The sequence below is a fragment of the Streptococcus pseudopneumoniae genome, from assembly GCF_001072315.1.
GTDB classification, from domain to species: Bacteria; Bacillota; Bacilli; order Lactobacillales; family Streptococcaceae; genus Streptococcus; species Streptococcus pseudopneumoniae_R.
This window is the reverse complement of the sequence record NZ_JVLI01000180.1, coordinates 1-432: the sequence shown is the minus strand read 5'-3', so window position 1 is coordinate 432 and position 432 is coordinate 1. Positions and strand designations below refer to the sequence as shown.

Below are 432 nucleotides of genomic sequence, written 5' to 3'. Positions count from 1 at the left end.
ATTTCTATAGGTGACACTATCTTTTCCACATTTCCAACTTTTACTACTTTGTCTTTAGCTGGAATGTTTTCTGTTGTAGCTTCTTCTGAGATAGCTCCTGTTTCTTGATTTAATGTGTATTTTGTAGTTGATACTGTACGCCCTTTTTCACCCGGTGTTTCTACTTTTTCCTTATAACTTAGTGTCTCATCTGCTACATATCGTGTTTCAAACGGAATATCCTTTATTTCAACCTTAGACTTAGTTCCTACTGCCGTTATTTTCGCTTGCATTGCCTTAGCGACTTTTGTCGTCACATCTGGATCAGTTAATTCTCCTGTCGTCGAATTTACTTTATAAACACTTATAGTCGTTGTTTCTTCATCTTGACCTTGTTCTCTAACTACTTTAACCCCTTTATCAAGTGACTCATCCGCGACAAACTGTTCACCT

At 37.0% G+C, this 432-nt stretch carries 1 protein-coding gene; it reads right to left on the bottom strand.

Annotated features, from left to right (window positions below):
• Positions 1–432 (bottom strand): G5 domain-containing protein (locus ADH54_RS09800; protein ID WP_049524967.1); only part of this gene is annotated, 432 nt, incomplete at both ends.